Raw genomic sequence first — 16,010 nt, 5'->3', positions numbered from 1 at the left:
ACGTCGGCGGCGCCCCCGCCCCGGAACTTCGTCCGCCACCCGGTACGTTTCCCGCACACCAGCCCTTCGTCCCCTGGGAGTTCCCGCGATGAGCACGGCCACCACCCGGCGTCACGAGCGGCGGATCAGCCCCGTCTTCCTGGCGATCCTCGCCGTCATGGCCGTCACCGGCTGGGCGGTGTGGACGGACTTCGCCGCCTTGCCCGGGCTCGCGGTGTTCCTCTTCGTGACCTCGGCGTGGGTGGTGTCGCTCTGTCTCCACGAGTACGCGCACGCCCGCACCGCCCTGCACGGCGGGGACATCACGGTCGGGGCGAAGGGCTATCTGACCCTGAACCCGCTCGCGTACACCCACGCGTGGCTGAGCATCATCCTGCCCGTGCTGTTCGTGATCATGGGCGGGATCGGTCTGCCGGGCGGGGCGGTCTTCATCGAGCAGGGCCGGATCAAGGGGCGCTGGAAGCACAGCCTGATCTCGGCGGCGGGCCCGCTGGCGAACGTCCTCTTCGCGCTGGTCTGCACCGCGCCGTTCTGGCTGGACGCGCTGGACGGCGTGCCCGTCGCCTTCCGGTACGCGCTGGCGTTCCTGGCGTTCCTCCAGGTGACCGCCGCGCTCCTGAACTTCCTGCCGGTGCCGGGCCTCGACGGCTACGGCGTCGTGGAGCCCTGGCTGTCGTACAAGGTGAAGCGGCAGATCGAGCCGTACGCGCCGTACGGCTTCTTCATCGTGATCGCGCTGCTGTTCGTGCCGGCGGTCAACGGCGCCTTCTTCGACGCGATCGACGCGCTGATGCAGACCCTCGGGGTGTCGGAGGACAGCCGGTACTGCGGTGCGCAGCTGTTCCGGTTCTGGCAGGAGACGCCGGAGTTCTGCCGGGTCTAGGGCCGGGTAGGCCCTAGCTCTGCGGTGCGGCGGCGGTCTGCTTTTCGATCTTCGCTCGGCGGACGTAGTACCACGCCATGTTCGAGGAGAGGCCCGCGAGGAGGACCCAGATCACGCCCAGGAAGCTGCCCTGGACGAAGGAGACGACGGCCGCGGCGACGGCCAGGGCGCAGACCACGAGGGCGTAGAGGGCGAGGCGGGGCATGGGGGACGGCTCCTGTCCGGGTACGGCTGCTGGTGCCCGTCCAGTGTCCCCCATGCCGCGCGCCCGGCCGGGACCGGCTCAGATGTCGGTGACCCGGAGGCCCGCGTGGGCCTTGTAGCGCCGGTTCACCGAGATCAGGTTCGCGACGAGCGACTCGACCTGGTGGGCGTTGCGCAGGCGGCCGGCGAAGACGCCGCGCATGCCGGGAATGCGGCCGGCGAGCGCCTGGACGAGCTCGACGTCGGCGCGCTCCTCGCCGAGGACCATCACGTCCGTGTCGATCTCCTCCAGGGAGGCGTCCTGGAGGAGGACGGCGGAGAGGTGGTGGAAGGCGGCGGCCACCCGCGAGTCCGGGAGGAGCGCGGCGGCCTGCTCGGCGGCGGAGCCCTCCTCGGGCTTCAGGGCGTAGGCGCCCTTCTTGTCGAAGCCGAGCGGGTTGACGCAGTCGACGACGAGCTTCCCGACGAGCTCGTCGCGCAGCGACTCCAGGGTCTTGGCGTGTCCGTCCCACGGCACGGCGACGATCACGATGTCGCTGCGCCGGGCGCACTCGGCGTTGTCGGCGCCCTCGACGCCGTGGCCGAGCTCCTCGGCCACGGCCTGCGCGCGGTCGGCGGCCCGGGAGCCGATGATCACCTTCTGGCCGGCCTTGGCGAGCCGGTAGGCGAGGCCGCGGCCCTGCTCGCCGGTGCCGCCGAGGACGCCGACGACGAGCCCGGAGACGTCGGGGAGGTCCCACGGGTCCTTGGGGGCGGGCTTGGGGGTGGCGGTGGAGTCGGTGGAGGTGGAGGCAGTCGAGGAAGTCATGGGCCGACATTACCGAGCGGTCGGGGCGCCGGGGCCCGTCCCGTACGGGTGGAACCGACCACAACCGGCCACGCCCGGGGCGCCGCTGCGGCAGGATGCCACCCCATGGATGCCGTACGGGTCGCGTTGCTGCGGGAAGTGCTCGCCGGGACGGAGTGGCCGCGGGCGGCCCGCCGCTTCGCGGGGGCGCTCCGCTCCTCGGTCGTGCCGCACCGGGGCGGTCTGCTGCTCGTCGGCACGGAGGAGTACGAGCCCTGGCACCTGGCGGCGCACCTCGTCGACGAGGCGGCCTGGTCGGGGCTGCCGGAGCTGGCGCCCACGCTCGTACGGCACCGGGTGCGGCCGGGTGACCCGGCGCATCTGGCGGTCGGTCTCGGCCGTCTGGAGGCGGCGGGGCGCGGGGCGACGCTGCTGATGGTGGCGCCGGAGCGGCCGGACGCGGGGCTGCTCCAGCGGGTGCACGACGCCCGGCGGGCGGGGGCGACGGTGCTCTCGCTCGACGGCGGCGACGCGGAGGTGCGGGGCCTCGCCCACGAGACGCTCACGGTGGCGGAGGGCGCGGAGGTCGACCTGGACACGGTGCAGCACCTGGTGAGCGCGGCGGCCGGGGAGAACAGCCTGCCGTCGCCGCGCGGGAGCCGTCGCTTCCGGGACCGGCTCTCGGACCTCGCCGACCGGCTGACGGCACCGCCACCGGCCCGCTGGTAGGCGAGGGGACCCGGCTCGCTGGTAGACGAGGGGAACCGGCTCGCTGGGAGAAGAGGGGAACCGGCCCGCCTGCCGGCATATTCGGTTGCCCGGGCGTTCTCCTGGCCGGAACATGACCCCTCGTGTCCTCTGCCTCCCCCGAACCCTCCGCCAAACGCTCCTCCAAGCTCTCCGCCCTCCTGCCCGATCTGGCTCCCTGGCGCGCGTCCCGCGACTTCCGGCTCCTGTGGATCCAGGGGCTCGTGACCTACTTCGCCAGCGCGATGGCGATGATCGCCCTGCCGCTCCAGATCAAGGAGCTGACGAACTCGCCGCTCGCGGTCGGTGCGATGGGCGCGGTCGAGCTGGTGCCGCTGGTCGTCTTCGGGCTGTACGGCGGCGCGCTCGCCGACGCCGTCGACCGGCGGAAGGTGATCGTGGGGACGGAGGCGGGTCTCGGCGTGCTCGCCCTGCTCCTGCTGCTCAACGCGCTGCTGCCGGAGCCGATGCTCTGGCCGCTGTACGTGGTCGCGGCCGGTGTCTCCGCGCTCGCGGGGCTCCAGCGTCCCGCGCTCGACTCGCTGCTCGCCCGGATCGTGCCGCACGAGCAGCAGACGGCCGCGGCGGCCCTCAACTCCCTGCGCTGGCAGATCGGCTCCATCGCGGGACCGTCGGTCGCGGGGCTCGTCGTCGCGCTGGCGGGGCACGCCCCGGCGTACGCGGTGACGATCGTCGGCTTCGCCGCCTCGGTGCTCATGTGCCGCCGGCTCTCCCCCGCGCCGCCCGCGCACGACGCGGAGAAGCCCTCGCTGCGGGGCATCGCGGAGGGCGCGCGGTACGCCTGGTCGCGGCCGGTGCTGCTCGGCACGTACGCGATCGACCTCGCGGCGATGTTCTTCGCCTTCCCGAACACGATCTTCCCGTTCCTCGCGGACGAGCTGGACGCGGACTGGTCCCTCGGCCTGATGTACGCGGCGGGCTCGGTCGGCTCGCTGGTGCTCGGTCTGACCAGCGGCTGGACGTCGAGGGTGCGGCGGCACGGGCTGCTCGTGGTGGGCGGCGCCGCCGGCTGGGGTCTGGCGATCGCGGCGGCCGGCTGGTTCGGGAACATCTGGCTCGTCCTGCTCTGCCTGGCCTTCGCGGGCGCCGGCGACATGCTGAGCGGGCTCGGCCGGGCCACGATCTGGAACCAGACGATCCCGGAGGAGCTGCGCGGGCGGCTGGCCGGCATCGAGGTGCTGTCCTACAGCGTCGGCCCTCAGCTGGGTCAGGTCCGGGCGGGCGTGATGGCCGGCTGGACGGGCACCAGGGCGGCCGTCTGGTCGGGCGGCGTGGCCTGTGTCGCCTCGGTGGGGCTGCTCTGCCTGGCGCTGCCGAAGCTGCTCACGTACGACTCCGAGACGGACGAGGACTCGCTGCGCCGCAAGGCCCAGCAGGAGGCCGCCGCGGCCCGGGAGGCGGCCGGGGCCGTGTGAACGGTCCCGGCCGGCCCCCCGTCCCGGGTCAGGCCGTCAGGCCGTCAGGCCGGGGGGTTCTCGTCCGGCCGCCCGCCCTCGTGCCAGCGCGGGTCGGTCTCCCACTCCAGGTTCCGCTCGCGGGCGGTCTCCATCGCGTGGGAGGCCTCCTCACGGCTGGCGTACGGGCCGAATCGGTTCTTCGCCGGGCACTCCGGGCCCTCCTCGACCTTCTTGTGCTCCAGGCAGTAGTACCACTCGCCGGGTTTGCCCACGGTCTTCTTCTTGAACAGGGCCATCGTCGTCGGCTCCTTCCTCCGAGACCATGCTGCCCCAGACGCGGTCGTTAGACTCGCTGACATGTCTGGCCAGTCGCTTCTCGTTCCGGGGGAGCTCTCCCCCCACCGCTCCGTCCCGGGCTCCATCCGCCGCCCCGAGTACGTCGGGAAGCCCGCCCCGGCCCCGTACAGCGGGCCCGAGGTGCAGGATTCCGACACCATCGAGCGGATGCGGATCGCCGGCCGCATCGCCGCGCAGGCGATGGAGGAGGCCGCCAAGCACATCGCTCCGGGGGTCACCACCGACGAGCTCGACCGGGTCGCCCATGAGTACATGTGCGACCACGGCGCCTACCCCTCGACCCTCGGCTACCGCGGGTTCCCGAAGTCTCTCTGCGCCTCGGTCAACGAGGTCATCTGCCACGGCATCCCGGACTCCACGGTGCTGCGGGACGGCGACATCGTGAACCTGGACGTCACCGCGTACATCAACGGCGTCCACGGCGACAACAACGCCACCTACCTCTGCGGCGACGTCGACGAGGAGTCGCGGCTGCTCGTGGAGCGGACCCGGGAGTCGCTGAACCGGGCCATCAAGGCCGTGCGGCCGGGCCGCCAGATCAACATCATCGGGCGGGTCATCGAGTCGTACGCCAAGCGCTTCGGGTACGGAGTCGTCCGCGACTTCACCGGGCACGGCATCAACTCGTCGTTCCACTCCGGCCTGATCGTCCCGCACTACGACTCCCCCCACCACACCACCGAGATCAAGACCGGCATGACCTTCACGATCGAGCCGATGCTGACGCTCGGCACGCACGACTACGACATGTGGGACGACGGCTGGACCGTGGTCACCAAGGACCGGAAGCGGACCGCGCAGTTCGAGCACACGCTCGTCGTGACCGAGAACGGGGCCGAAATTCTTACGTTGCCCTGACCTCTCGAACGGGTACGTTTTTACCGACAGGACGTCGGGAACCAGTTGACTTAGGTATGCCTAACTTGGCAGGATCAGCACTGGTTCCCGTCCCATCGGTCCCGGAGGCACGCCTTGGACACGCCCTTCTCCACGCTCATCCGTACGGCCTCGCACGAGCAGCACACGGAGGCGGAGACGTCGTCCTTCATGGGCGACCTCCTGGGCGGACGCCTCGCCGTCGACGCCTACGCCCGCTACACGGAGCAGCTCTGGTTCGTCTACCGCGCCCTGGAGGAGGGGGCGGAGGCGCTGCGCGAGGACCCGGTCGCCGGGCCCTTCATACAGACCGAGCTGTTCCGCACGACCGCCCTGGAGCAGGACCTCGCCCATCTGCGCGGCTCCGACTGGCGCGCCGGGGTCTCCCCGCTGCCCGCCACCGTCGCGTACGCCGAGCGGGTCGCGGAGTGCGCCCGTGACTGGCCCGCCGGTTACGTGGCCCACCACTACACGCGCTACCTGGGCGACCTGTCGGGCGGCCAGATCATCCGCGACAAGGCGGAGCGGACCTGGGGCTTCGCGCGCAAGGGCGACGGCGTGCGGTTCTACGTCTTCGACGAGATCGGCAACCCCGCCGCGTTCAAGCGGACCTACCGGGAGCTGCTCGACGCGGTGAACGCGGACGACCTGGAGAAGCAGCGGATCGTCGACGAGTGCAAGCGCGCCTTCGCCTTCAACAGCGCGGTCTTCCACCAGCTGGGAGGCGAGTTCCCGCTCAGCGCGTGAGCGACCAGCGCGTGAGCGACCAGCGCGTGAGTGACCAGCCCGCGAGTGACTAGCGCGTGAGCGTTCCCTCCAGGCGGACGCGTCCGCCCAACTCCACGATGCCGTCAGGGCCGGGGGCAGTGAGCAGCTGCGAACCCCGGCCCTGCGTGATGTTCAGGGCCCGTCCCAGCTGTGCCGTCAGGAGCAGCGCCGCCGCACCGGTCGCCTCGTCCTCGTCGATGCCGTCGCCGCGCCCCGGGAACCCGCGCGCCCTGACCCGGCCCGCGGCCTCCTCCTGCCAGGCCCAGGCGTAGATCCACTCGCCGGGCTCGGGCACCTCCAAGGCCTCCACCTCGGCGACGGAGCCGTACTGGCGCAGCGTCCGCGGCGGGGCCCACTCGGCGCGCGCCGCGATCCAGGTGAACTCCCCGTCCCCACGCACCCACACCTCACCGGCGGGCGGGCAGACGACCTCCAGGTCGAGCAGCCAGGCGGCACCTATGAGCGGGTGCCCGGCGAACGGCAGCCGCACGCCGGGGGTGTAGATGTCGACGTGCCCGCGCTCCGGGTCGTCCACGAACACCGTCTCGCTGAAGCCGAGCTCCTTGGCAAGCGCCTGCCGGGAGGCCTCGTCGGGCTGGTGCCGGGGGTCCCGTACGACCCCGAGAGCGTTGCCGTGGCCTCCGTCGCCCGCACAGAAGACCCGGAGGACGTCGATGTCAGTGGCAGTCGTGTTCATGGCGGAATTCAACCACTAGGAGGTCTCGCTTCACCGGCGATCGAAGCGGCAGGGCCGCACCCGGGGATCGGGGACGGCCCTGCCTGTTGGGGGGTGGCGGTAGAGGGGGTGTCGGTCAGGACTCCGTCGCGCGGCGGCGGACGGTGATGACGACGGCCGCGCCCGCGCCGGCGATCAGGCCGGAGGCGGCGAGGAGGAGGCCCGTCGGGGTGCCCGAGCCGGTGGCGGCGAGGGCCCCGGAGCCGCCGACGGAACCGGAGCCGCCGACCGTGCCCGCTCCCCCGGCCGCGCCCGTGCCGCCGACGGTGCCGGAACCGCCGACGGCCCCGGCGCCGCCCGTGGTGGACGAGCCGCCGGTGGTGCCGGTGGTGCCTGTGCCGCCCGTGGTGGACGAGCCGCCGCCGGAGGTCGACGGGAGCGAGGCGTCCTCGTCGGCCGCGAGGGTCACGGTCACCGGGTCCATCTCGGTGCCCGCGGGGTAGCCGCCCTGGCCGCCGGGGGCGTGGAACGTCGCGGAGCCGGCCGCCGTCAGCTTCGCCGGGAGGTCGGCGAGGGTGACGAGCCCCTTGTTCACGGTCCAGTCGGCCCGGGAGAGGTCCAGATCGACCAGCGCCACGTCGTTCTTCGTGCCCGCGGCGCTCGCGATGTCGGCGGTCAGGGTGCCGGTGGTGCCCGTCGCCTTCACCTTCAGGTCCGTGACGGTCCAGTCGATGCCGTGCGCGGCGCAGACGAAGGCGAGCTTGCCGGAGAAGGCGGCCTCGGCCTTGCGGGCGTCGGCGTCGAGGTCGGCCTTGACGAAGCCGAAGTCGTAGGCGGAGCCCCGCTTCACGGCGCCGCCGGAGGCGGTGACGGAGCCGCCGCACATCTCGCCGACGTACCGCTGCCAGCTCTGCTTGACGCCCCAGGTGAGCCTGCCGTCGACGACGCCGGACGGGTCGGTCGGCGGCTGCGTCGTGGGGGCGGTGGTGGTCGGGGCCGGAGAGGTCGGGGAGGTCGGGGCCGTGGTGGTGGGCGCGGGGGACGTGGGGGCCGTCGTGGTGGGCGCCGGGGACGTCGGGGCCGTGGTCGTCGGCGTGACGGGCGGGGTGGTCGGGGGCTCGGTGGTCACGGGCGGCGTGGTCGGCGGCTCCGTGGTCGGGGGCGCGGTCGTCGGCCGGGCGCCCGCCTTCACGGTGAGCGTGGCCGCGTCGAGCTGGTCGCCCTCCTTGTAGAAGCCCGCGAACGCCGCGGCGCCGTCCTTCGTCAGCTTCGCCGGTATGTCCCTGAACACCATGGCGCCGCCCGCACCCTGGCCCGGCCTGACGCCCGTCATGTCGAGCGCGGCGAAGGCGATGTCGTCACGCGTGCTGAAGCTGCCGTCCTTCTCCTTGGTGACGACGTCCGCGACGATCTCGCCGGTCGGCGCCGCCGTTCCCTTCGTCGTCAGCCTGACGTCCGAGATGCGGATGTCGAGGGCGCCCGAGTGGGCCTCGAAGTGGACGCCGCCGCGGAAGGAGTTGGCCGTGGCGTGGGTGCCCGTGTCGTACGTACCGGTGCCCTCGACGAAGGTGAAGACGCCGTTGTTCGCGGCCTGCCGGGCGCCGCCCTCGACAGTGGTCTTCCCGTGGGCGAAGGGCTGCGCCAGGTACGAGCGGAAGGACTGCTTGACGCCCCAGTCCAGGGTGCCGTCGCTCAGCGCCATCGGGGGCGCGGCGTCGGCGGCCGAGGCGGGCAGGGCGAGGGCGACGGCGCCCGTGCCGAGGGCGGCGGCCGTGGCGACGGCGGCGGCCAGGGTGACGGATCGGCGCAAGCGGAAGGGGGTGGCCATGGCGGGGGTTCTCCTAGGTGGTGCGGGGGGGGCGGCGCAGGGGGGTGCGCGCGGGGGCGTGGCGTAAGGCGGGGCGTGGGGGCGTGGCGTGAGGCGGCGCGTCGGGGCGGCGCGTCCGGGCGGTACGGGTGAGGGGGCGGTGTGCGGCAGGGGTAAGCCCATGGGGGTCAGTCCGTGGGGGTGCCGGTGCGGCGGCGGCGTACGGCGACGAAGACCCCGAGCGCGGCGGCGAGGAGCACACCCGCGCCGATCGCGACGTACGTGCCGGTGGAGGAGTCGGAGGTCCCGGCCGCCGCGACGGACGGAGCGGCGGGGGCGGCCGGGGCGGCCGGCTTCGTCGGGGCGGCGGAGGACGTGCCCCCGCTGCCGAGGTCCGGGAGCGCCGGCAGTTTCGCCGTGGCGTCGACGGTGACGGCGAGCGACACCGGGTCCATCGCGGTCCCCGCCTTGTACATCCCGCCGAAGGCCTTGGCGCCGCCCTCGGTGAGGGTGGCGGGTGCCTCGGTGACGGCGGCGAGGCCGTTCTCCGGGGCGAAGTCCCGGGCGGGGAAGGTGACCAGGGGTACGGCCTTCGTGGTCGTCCCGGCGCTGGTGACGTCGGCGCTGAGCGTGCCCGTTCCGCCGGTCACCTTCGCGGTGACCCCGGAGAGCGTGAGGTCGAGGTGGGCGCCGGTGAAGCGGACGCTGCCCGCGAAGGCCGCGTCGAGGGTCTGCTTCCTCGCGTCGTACGCGCCCTTGCCGCTCGGGAAGCGGAAGAGCGCGCCGCCGTCCTGGGCGCCGTCGGCGAGGGTCCACCTGCCCTGGGCGATGGCTCCGGTGACGTACTCGCGGAAGGTGCGGCGGACACCCCAGTCGACCGCCGCGGTCCTGATCGGGCTGGTGCTCGCGGGCGCATTGGGGGAACTCGCCGTGGGCGACGGACTCGTGGGGGGCTTCGCCGTCGACTCGGTGGCCGGCGGGGTGGCCCGCACGGTGGTGGGTGCGGTGGTCGGCGCGGCCTGCTTCGGGGTCTGGACGTCGACGGTGAGGCTGACGGGGTCGAGCTGCGTGCCGGCCGGGTAGTAGCCGGCGAAGGCCGCGGCGCCCTGCGCGGTGAGCGTGGCCGGGACGCCGTTGAGGGCGAGGGGGCTGCCGCCGCCGCGCATGTCGATGCCGCCGAGGTTCAGGGTGGCCATCGGCACCTGCGCCGTGACGCTCATGCGCCCGCTGCCCTTGGCCTTGCTCGCCATGTCGGCGTAGAGGGTGCCGTGTCCGCCCCGGACGACGACACGGGGGCGGCTGACGGTGAGGTCGAGCTCGTTCGTGCCGTCCGCCTTCCGGTGGCCGGTGAAGTGGACGCCGCCGGCGAAGGCGGCCTCGAAGGTGCCGGTCCCGGGGTCGTACGAGCCCTGCGCGGAGTGGAAGCGGAACTGGCTGCCGCCGACGGTGGCGGCTCCGCCGGTGAGGCTCCAACTGCCTTGCGCGATGGGCCCGGTGACGTAGCTCTGGAAGGAGGTCTTGATGCCCCAGTCGAGCCGCCCGCCCTGCACCGTGCGGTCCTCCGCGTGGGCGGCGGAGGCCGGGATCAGGGCGGCGAGCAGGGCCGTGAACAGGGTCACGGCGAGCGCGCGGGCGGGTCTGGACAGCAGCATGGAACCCCTCCGAGGACTGGCTAGTGAGGTAAGGCTAACCTAAGCTGCATCGAGCCCCGGCCGGAACCCCTCCGGCCCGTACACGGCAGAACGAACGACGACAGGACGGTGTCCGGTGCGCAGAACTCGCCTCGCGGGAGCGCTGACAGCAGCGCTCGCCCTCGCCCTCGCGGCGACCGGCTGCGGTGACGGAAGCGGCGGCGGAAACGGCGGCGGGACCGCCCCGGGCGGGTCGTCGGCCAAGAGCGCCGCCACCGCCCCCGACCGGGTCGAGCCGCTCGCCGCCCCGGCCGCGCCCCGACTCCCCGTCACCGTCCCCTCGGCGGACGGGCGCGCGGTCGCCGTCACCTCCACCGACCGGATCGTGCCGCTCAGCGGCTCCCTCAACGAGATCGTCTTCACGCTCGGTCTCGGCGGGAAGGTCGTCGCCCGCGACATCACCGCGACCTTCGAACAGGCCGCGGAACTCCCGGTGGTGACCCGCGCCCACGACGTCTCCGCCGAGAGCGTGCTCTCGCTGCGGCCCACCGTCGTCCTCGCCGAGTCCACCACCGGACCTGCCGAGGCCATCGCCCAGATCCGGGACGCGGGCATCCCCCTCGTCGTCGTGAAGCCCGCCAAGGAGCTCGCCGACGTCGGCACCCGCATCGACGCGGTCGCCGCCGCCCTCGGCGTGCGCGACTCCGGCACGGCGCTCAAGGAGCGCACCCAGGAGCGGATCGACGCCGTACGGAAGGGGATCCCGGCCCGCGAGGAGAAGCCACGGGTGGCCTTCCTCTACGTCCGCGGCTCGGCCGCCGTCTATCTGCTCGGCGGCGCCGAGTCCGGTGCGAGCTCCCTGCTCGAAGCGGCCGGAGCGGTCGACGCGGGCAAGGAGTCCGGGCTGAGGAAGGACTTCACCCCCCTCACCAGCGAGGCCCTCGCGCAGGCCGCGCCCGACGCGATCCTCGTCATGAGCAAGGGGCTCGACTCGGTCGGCGGGATCGACGGCCTGGTGAAGATCCCGGGTGTCGCCCAGACCCCGGCCGGCGCGGGCAAGCGGGTCGTCACCGTCGACGACGGCGTGCTCCTCAACTACGGCCCGCGCACCGACCAGGTCCTGAAGTCCCTGGTCGGCCAGTTGTACGGGGAGGAGAAGTGACGGCACTCCAGGATTCCCCGCAGCGCACCGCCGGCACGAAAGCCACGGACGCCACGGACGCCACAGACGCCACGGACAGCACGGAAGGCGCCAAGAGCGCGGCGGCCCCGCCCGCCCCCCGACCCCGGCGCGCCCGCTCCACCGTCCTCACCGTCACCCTCCTCGCCGTCCTGCTCCTCCTCTCCCTCCTCTCCGCCGGGATCGGGGCGTACGAGATCCCGCTCGGCGACGTCCTCGCCTCCGTCCAGCACCGGATCGGACTCGGCGGGCACGCCCTGGACCGCACGGCCGAGAGCGTCCTGTGGAACATCCGGCTCCCCCGGGTCGTCCTCGCCGTCCTCGTCGGCGCCTCGCTCGGCTGCGCGGGCGCCCTCATGCAGGGCGTGTTCGGCAACCCCCTCGCCGAGCCGGGCGTCATCGGCATCTCGGCGGGCGCGGCCGTCGGCGCGGTCGGCGCGATCGCGCTCGGGCTCACCTTCCTCGGGAACTGGACGGTGACCGTCTGCGCCTTCGTCGCCGGTCTGGCGACCGTGCTGCTCGTGTACGCGATGTCCCGTTCGGGCGGCCGTACGGAGGTGGTGACCCTGATCCTCACCGGCATCGCGGTCAACGCCTTCGCGGGCGCGCTGATCGGCCTCTTCCTCTTCTTCGCCGACAACGCGCAGGTCACCCAGATCACCTTCTGGCAGCTCGGCTCGCTCGCCCAGGCCACCTGGCCCAAGGTCCTCGCCGTGCTGCCCTGCGCGCTCCTCGGTCTGGCCGTCGCCCCCTTCCACTCCCGCCGGCTCGACCTCCTCGCGCTCGGCGAACGGCCCGCCCGGCACCTGGGCGTGGACGTGGAGCGGCTGCGGGTCGCGCTGATCCTGGTGGTGGCGCTGCTCACCGCGGCGGCGGTCGCGGTCGCCGGGATCATCACCTTCGTCGGTCTGCTCGTCCCGCACCTGCTGCGGATGGCGAACGGCCCCGGCCACCGCTTCCTGGTGCCGGGCAGCGCGCTGGGCGGCGCGGTCGTCCTCGCGGCCGGCGATCTGGCGGCCCGTACGGTCGCGGCCCCGGCCGAACTCCCCCTGGGCGTCCTCACCGCCCTCCTCGGCAGCCCCTTCTTCTTCTGGCTGCTGCGCAGGACCCGTCGCAAGCAAGGTGGTTGGGCATGACATCCGCGGCACCCACGACGTCCGGGGCTTCCGTACGGCTCCGAGGACTGCTCCCCCGGCGGCGCACCCGGGCGCTCCCCTCCCCCGCCGCGCGCGGCGAACTCGTCGCCGAGGCGGTCGGGCTGTGCGTCGCGCTCGGCGGCCGTGCCGTGCTCGACGGCGTCGGGATCGGGGTGCGGGCCGGGGAGGTGCTGGCCCTGGTGGGGCCCAACGGCGCCGGGAAGTCGACGCTGCTCGCCGCGCTCGCCGCCGACCTCGCCCCGAGCGCGGGGGAGGTACGGATCGGGGGGCGGCCCGCCGGGGACTGGCCGGCCGGTGAACTCGCCCTGCGCCGGGCGGTGCTGCCGCAGGCCGCCGCGCTCTCCTTCCCGTTCCCCGTCGCCGAGGTCGTCCGGATGGGCCGGGCGCCCTGGGCCGGGACCGGGCGGGAGGACGAGGACGAGGCGGCCGTCGCCCTCGCGATGGCGGCGACCGAGGTCGAGGCCTTCGCCGGGCGGCCGTTCTCCGCGCTGTCGGGCGGCGAGCGGGCCCGGGTCGCGCTGGCCCGGGTGCTGGCCCAACGGGCCGGGCTCCTGCTGCTCGACGAGCCGACCGCCGCGCTCGACCTGCGCCACCAGGAACTGGTGCTGCGGGTCTGCCGGGAGCGCGCGGCGGCCGGGGACGCGGTGGTGGTCGTGCTGCACGACCTGGGGCTCGCCGCCGCCCACGCGGACCGGGTCGCGGTGCTGCACGGCGGCCGGATCGCGGCGGACGGCCCGCCCTCCGAGGTCCTCGACGCGGAGCTCCTGAGCCGGGTCTACCGGCAGCCCGTGGAGGTCTTCCCGCACCCGCGGACCGGGGTCCCCCTCGTCGTACCGATCCGTACCAACGAGTAGTAACAAACGGACAATTCACCTCTCTTGACCTTTCCTTGACCATGCCATGAGGACTCCATGAGGACCCTGTGACCCGCCCGTGTCCGCCCCGCCGGAGCTGAGAGCTGAATCACCGGACGCATGGGTATGGCTGAGGTAAGCCTCGGTTAAGTTAGGTCCGCCTCACTCCCTGTCCCCGCGTTCCTGGAGTCCCCATGCGAGCCGTCCGCCTCTCCGTCGTCACCGCAGCCGCGACCGCGGCCGCCCTGACCGCCGTCACGGGCTGCGCCGAGAAGAGCGACGCCAAGGGCGCGGACGGCGCGGTCACCGTCGTCGCCAAGGACGACTCCTGCGAGGTCTCGAAGAAGGAGTTCCCGGCCGGTCACGTGACGCTCGCCGTCGAGAACCGCGGCTCCAAGGTGACCGAGGTCTACGTCCTCTACCCGGACGACCGGATCGTCGCCGAGCGCGAGAACATCGGCCCCGGCACCAAGGCCTCCCTCACCGCCGAGATCAAGGCCGGCGACTACGCCATCGCCTGCAAGCCCGGCATGAAGGGCGACGGCATCCGCCAGCAGGTCAAGGTCACCGGCGCGGGCACCGCCACCGCGAAGCGCTCCCCGGAGATGGACGCCGCCGTCGCCGCGTACCGCCAGTACGTCCAGGCGCAGGCCGACGCGACCCTGCCCAAGGTGAAGGTCTTCACCGACGCCGTCCGCGCCGGTGACATCGAGGCCGCCAAGAAGGCCTACGCCGAGTCCCGCATCGGCTGGGAGCGCACCGAGCCGGTCGCCGAGTCCTTCGGCGACATCGACCCGAAGGTCGACGTCCGCGAGGACGGTCTGGAGGAGGGCCAGGACCCGGCGAAGGACTGGACCGGCTGGCACCGCCTGGAGAAGGCGCTCTGGAAGGACAAGAAGCTCGGCGCCGCCGAGAAGCAGCTCGCGGACACCCTCGACAAGGACCTCGCGGACTGGGTGAAGCGCGTCGGCAAGGCCGAGATCACCCCGACCTCGATGGCCAACGGCGCCAAGGAGCTCCTCGACGAGGTCGCCTCCGGCAAGGTCACCGGCGAGGAGGAGCGTTACTCCCACACCGACCTCGTCGACTTCAAGGCGAACGTCGAGGGCGCGCAGAAGTCCTTCGAGCTGCTCAAGCCGGTCGCCACCAAGAACGACGCGAAGCTCGTCGCCGAGCTCGACAAGCAGTTCGCCGCGCTGAACACGCTGCTCGACAAGTACCGCACGGACAAGAGCAGCTACGTCTTCACCTCCTACGAGAAGGTCGGCAAGCCCGAGCGCAAGGAGCTCTCGGACGGCGTCAACGCGCTGGCCGAGCCGCTCTCCAAGCTCGCCGCCGCCGTCGTCAAGTAGTCGTCAACACCAGGAGGGACGGGGCCATGTCCGAGGAAACCCAGGAGCAGACCGAGGGCACGGCGCCCTCCCGCCGCAAGGTCATCGGCTGGGGCGGTGCCGGGCTCGCGCTCGGTGCCGCGGCGGCCGGCGGCGCAGTCGCCCTGACCCGGGACGGGGACGCCACGGCGCCCGTCGCGGACAGCGGCTCGGCCGTGCCCTTCCACGGCGCGCACCAGGCCGGCATCGCCACCGCCGTACAGGACCGGCTGCACTTCGCCGCCTTCGACGTGAAGACGAAGGACCGCGCGGAGCTGATCCAGCTCCTCAAGGACTGGACGCGGGCCGCCGAGCGGATGACGGCCGGCGCCGAGGTCGGCGAGGGCGCGTACGGCGGTCTCGCGGAGGCCCCGCCGGACGACACCGGCGAGGCCCTCGGCCTCAAGCCGTCCCGTCTCACCCTCACGATCGGCTTCGGCCCCTCGCTCTTCGACGGGCGTTTCGGGCTGAAGGACAAGCGGCCCGGGGCCTTGGTGGCGCTGCCCAAGTTCCCGGGCGACAACCTGGATCCGGCGCGCAGCGGCGGCGACCTCTGCGTCCAGGCCTGCGCGGACGACCCGCAGGTCGCCGTGCACGCCATCCGGAACCTCGCGCGGATCGGCTTCGGCAAGGTCGCGGTGCGCTGGTCGCAGCTGGGCTTCGGCAAGACGTCCTCGACGACCCCGGACGCCCAGACCCCGCGCAACCTCTTCGGCTTCAAGGACGGCACCCGCAACATCGCGGGCACCGAGACCGAGCGGCTCGCGAAGCACGTGTGGGTCTCCGGCAAGGACGCCGAGGGCCCGGCGGCGTGGATGGACGGCGGTTCGTACCTCGTCGCCCGCCGCATCCGCATGAACGTCGAGACCTGGGACCGCACCCCGCTCGGCGAGCAGGAGGACATCTTCGGCCGCGACAAGCGCGAGGGCGCGCCGGTCGGCAAGGCCAAGGAGCACGACGAGCCGTTCCTGAAGGCGATGAAGCCGGACTCGCACGTCCGGCTCGCCCACCCGGACAGCAACGGCGGGGCGACGATCCTGCGCCGCGGCTACTCGTTCACCGACGGCACGGACGGCCTCGGCCGGCTGGAGGCGGGCCTGTTCTTCCTGGCGTACCAGAAGGACGTCCGCAAGGGCTTCATCCCCGTCCAGACCTCGCTGGCCTCGGACGCCCTCAACGAATACATCCAGCACGTGGGTTCGGCACTGTTCGCCGTCCCGCCGGGCGTCCGGGACAAGGGCGACTGGTGGGGCCGGGCACTGTTCTCCTGACGGGACTGACGGACAAGGAGCACC

Annotated in this window: 16 protein-coding genes; 10 read left to right on the top strand and 6 right to left on the bottom strand. The window is 73.2% G+C overall.

The genetic code is table 11. The features are described from left to right. Window positions 1-88 precede the first annotated feature (88 nt). On the top strand, window positions 89-883 hold the full coding sequence (locus tag ACZ6K0_RS17220) for a site-2 protease family protein (protein WP_469228460.1): 795 nt from the start codon (window positions 89-91) through the stop codon (window positions 881-883). 13 nt (window positions 884-896) lie between these two features. Here ACZ6K0_RS17220 and ACZ6K0_RS17215 read toward each other — a convergent pair whose 3' ends face one another. Both ACZ6K0_RS17215 and npdG read right to left on the bottom strand, forming a co-directional pair. Further along, window positions 897-1,142 carry a hypothetical protein gene (locus tag ACZ6K0_RS17215; protein WP_469228462.1) on the bottom strand — a complete coding sequence of 82 codons (246 nt, stop codon included), beginning with the start codon at window positions 1,140-1,142 and terminating at the stop codon, window positions 897-899. 24 nt (window positions 1,143-1,166) lie between these two features. Then, window positions 1,167-1,895, bottom strand: coding sequence for an NADPH-dependent F420 reductase (npdG, locus tag ACZ6K0_RS17210; protein ID WP_376404611.1), 729 nt, complete (start codon window positions 1,893-1,895; stop codon window positions 1,167-1,169). 105 nt (window positions 1,896-2,000) lie between these two features. Here npdG and ACZ6K0_RS17205 point away from each other — a divergent pair, with 105 nt between their 5' ends. Continuing rightward, a complete protein-coding gene (locus ACZ6K0_RS17205) occupies window positions 2,001-2,603 on the top strand; it encodes a hypothetical protein (RefSeq protein WP_125747711.1) in 603 nt (200 codons plus the stop codon). 122 nt (window positions 2,604-2,725) lie between these two features. Next, window positions 2,726-4,057: an MFS transporter gene (locus ACZ6K0_RS17200; RefSeq protein WP_469228463.1), complete on the top strand. Its 1,332-nt coding sequence runs from the start codon at window positions 2,726-2,728 to the stop codon at window positions 4,055-4,057. Between the two features lie 44 nt (window positions 4,058-4,101). Here ACZ6K0_RS17200 and ACZ6K0_RS17195 read toward each other — a convergent pair whose 3' ends face one another. Beyond that, window positions 4,102-4,335, bottom strand: coding sequence for a hypothetical protein (locus tag ACZ6K0_RS17195; protein ID WP_376404615.1), 234 nt, complete (start codon window positions 4,333-4,335; stop codon window positions 4,102-4,104). A gap of 61 nt (window positions 4,336-4,396) precedes the next feature. On the opposite strand from ACZ6K0_RS17195, the gene map reads away from it, so the two are divergent. Beyond that, complete coding sequence (gene map / locus ACZ6K0_RS17190) at window positions 4,397-5,254, top strand: type I methionyl aminopeptidase (RefSeq protein WP_453560521.1); 858 nt, start codon at window positions 4,397-4,399, stop codon at window positions 5,252-5,254. 114 nt (window positions 5,255-5,368) lie between these two features. Continuing rightward, entirely contained in the window at window positions 5,369-6,019 is a 651-nt protein-coding gene (locus ACZ6K0_RS17185; RefSeq protein WP_469228465.1) for a biliverdin-producing heme oxygenase, read from the top strand. A gap of 49 nt (window positions 6,020-6,068) precedes the next feature. Here ACZ6K0_RS17185 and ACZ6K0_RS17180 read toward each other — a convergent pair whose 3' ends face one another. The 3 genes from ACZ6K0_RS17180 to ACZ6K0_RS17170 form a co-directional block, all read right to left on the bottom strand. After that, a complete protein-coding gene (locus ACZ6K0_RS17180) occupies window positions 6,069-6,737 on the bottom strand; it encodes a PhzF family phenazine biosynthesis protein (RefSeq protein WP_376404621.1) in 669 nt (222 codons plus the stop codon). A 115-nt stretch (window positions 6,738-6,852) separates the two neighbouring features. Continuing rightward, entirely contained in the window at window positions 6,853-8,544 is a 1,692-nt protein-coding gene (locus ACZ6K0_RS17175; protein WP_469228466.1) for an HtaA domain-containing protein, read from the bottom strand. Between the two features lie 167 nt (window positions 8,545-8,711). Next, window positions 8,712-10,175 (bottom strand): HtaA domain-containing protein, encoded by a 1,464-nt coding sequence (locus ACZ6K0_RS17170; protein ID WP_469228467.1) that lies wholly within the window; start codon window positions 10,173-10,175, stop codon window positions 8,712-8,714. A 115-nt stretch (window positions 10,176-10,290) separates the two neighbouring features. On the opposite strand from ACZ6K0_RS17170, the gene ACZ6K0_RS17165 reads away from it, so the two are divergent. The 5 genes from ACZ6K0_RS17165 to efeB all read left to right on the top strand — a co-directional run bounded on the left by ACZ6K0_RS17165 (window position 10,291) and on the right by efeB (window position 15,986). Continuing rightward, complete coding sequence (locus tag ACZ6K0_RS17165) at window positions 10,291-11,316, top strand: heme/hemin ABC transporter substrate-binding protein (RefSeq protein WP_469228468.1); 1,026 nt, start codon at window positions 10,291-10,293, stop codon at window positions 11,314-11,316. Next, window positions 11,313-12,470, top strand: coding sequence for a FecCD family ABC transporter permease (locus ACZ6K0_RS17160; RefSeq protein ID WP_469228470.1), 1,158 nt, complete (start codon window positions 11,313-11,315; stop codon window positions 12,468-12,470). Before ACZ6K0_RS17165 ends, ACZ6K0_RS17160 begins: the two co-directional genes overlap by 4 nt. After that, window positions 12,467-13,345, top strand: coding sequence for a heme ABC transporter ATP-binding protein (locus ACZ6K0_RS17155; protein WP_469228471.1), 879 nt, complete (start codon window positions 12,467-12,469; stop codon window positions 13,343-13,345). Before ACZ6K0_RS17160 ends, ACZ6K0_RS17155 begins: the two co-directional genes overlap by 4 nt. 194 nt (window positions 13,346-13,539) lie before the next feature. Further along, window positions 13,540-14,697 (top strand): iron uptake system protein EfeO, encoded by a 1,158-nt coding sequence (efeO, locus tag ACZ6K0_RS17150; protein ID WP_376404633.1) that lies wholly within the window; start codon window positions 13,540-13,542, stop codon window positions 14,695-14,697. 26 nt (window positions 14,698-14,723) lie between these two features. Then, on the top strand, window positions 14,724-15,986 hold the full coding sequence (gene efeB, locus ACZ6K0_RS17145) for an iron uptake transporter deferrochelatase/peroxidase subunit (RefSeq protein ID WP_469228473.1): 1,263 nt from the start codon (window positions 14,724-14,726) through the stop codon (window positions 15,984-15,986). Window positions 15,987-16,010 lie beyond the last annotated feature (24 nt).

The organism is Streptomyces sp. NPDC042346 (assembly GCF_055581845.1).
Note: the sequence above shows the minus strand (reverse complement) of the source record. Positions and strands in the feature narration are given on the sequence as shown.

Bases quoted from the DNA above. Each gene is read 5' to 3' on its own strand.
- efeO (WP_376404633.1), top strand. From the start codon at position 13,540: ATGCGAGCCGTCCGCCTCTCCGTCGTCACCGCAGCCGCGACCGCGGCC.
- ACZ6K0_RS17205 (WP_125747711.1), top strand. From the start codon at position 2,001: ATGGATGCCGTACGGGTCGCGTTGCTGCGGGAAGTGCTCGCCGGGACG.
- npdG (WP_376404611.1), bottom strand. From the start codon at position 1,895: ATGACTTCCTCGACTGCCTCCACCTCCACCGACTCCACCGCCACCCCC.
- ACZ6K0_RS17215 (WP_469228462.1), bottom strand. From the start codon at position 1,142: ATGGGGGACACTGGACGGGCACCAGCAGCCGTACCCGGACAGGAGCCG.
- ACZ6K0_RS17220 (WP_469228460.1), top strand. From the start codon at position 89: ATGAGCACGGCCACCACCCGGCGTCACGAGCGGCGGATCAGCCCCGTC.
- map (WP_453560521.1), top strand. From the start codon at position 4,397: ATGTCTGGCCAGTCGCTTCTCGTTCCGGGGGAGCTCTCCCCCCACCGC.
- ACZ6K0_RS17155 (WP_469228471.1), top strand. From the start codon at position 12,467: ATGACATCCGCGGCACCCACGACGTCCGGGGCTTCCGTACGGCTCCGA.
- ACZ6K0_RS17175 (WP_469228466.1), bottom strand. From the start codon at position 8,544: ATGGCCACCCCCTTCCGCTTGCGCCGATCCGTCACCCTGGCCGCCGCC.
- ACZ6K0_RS17170 (WP_469228467.1), bottom strand. From the start codon at position 10,175: ATGCTGCTGTCCAGACCCGCCCGCGCGCTCGCCGTGACCCTGTTCACG.
- efeB (WP_469228473.1), top strand. From the start codon at position 14,724: ATGTCCGAGGAAACCCAGGAGCAGACCGAGGGCACGGCGCCCTCCCGC.
- ACZ6K0_RS17195 (WP_376404615.1), bottom strand. From the start codon at position 4,335: ATGGCCCTGTTCAAGAAGAAGACCGTGGGCAAACCCGGCGAGTGGTAC.
- ACZ6K0_RS17180 (WP_376404621.1), bottom strand. From the start codon at position 6,737: ATGAACACGACTGCCACTGACATCGACGTCCTCCGGGTCTTCTGTGCG.